1 protein-coding gene is annotated in these 581 nt (G+C 52.8%); it reads right to left on the minus strand.

Going from position 1 to position 581, the window contains the following annotated elements; genetic code table 11:
* Positions 1-581 (minus strand): G5 domain-containing protein (locus HMPREF1627_RS01930; protein WP_034500669.1); only part of this gene is annotated, 581 nt, incomplete at both ends.

Below are 581 nucleotides of genomic sequence, written 5' to 3' on the forward strand. Positions count from 1 at the left end.
CAACAACCTGCTCACCAGCAGCAAGCGAATCATCAAACACAATCTCGGTTTCGAAAGGCACCGGCTTTTCAACCTTAGTCACCACAGTAGAGTCCTCAGCATGAGGACCGTACTCGATGATCTCGTTAACCGGATCCTTAGTCACCTTCTCCTCAGGCGTAACCGTGGCTTGCTCACCCGTAGCGGTGAAATCAGCCGTAAAGGTCTTCTCACCAGACACACCCTTTTGGACAACCCTAATCTCACCCGGCTTCAACTCCGAGTTAGGACGGGTTTCAACCTCAAACGGAACCTGCGCAGTCCACGTAACCTTCTCAGACGCCTCAGACGGCTTAGTACCAACCTTGACCACCTGATCCACAGGCTCCTCAGCTATCTCCTCGGAGATCTTTGGACCACCGGGCTGCGAGTTGACGATTTCACGTTCGATCGTCACTTGCTTCTTACCCGGCTTACCCTCGGTAACCGTCTCAGAGGTACCCGCAGGCATGTTCGGATCAAACTCGATCTTTACGCCGAATGGAACTTCAGACTCAACCGTTTCGGTGTTGGTACCAGTAGTCTTAGTACCGATGCGGATC

It is taken from the genome of Actinomyces sp. S6-Spd3, assembly GCF_000758755.1.
Lineage (GTDB): Bacteria > Actinomycetota > Actinomycetes > Actinomycetales > Actinomycetaceae > Pauljensenia.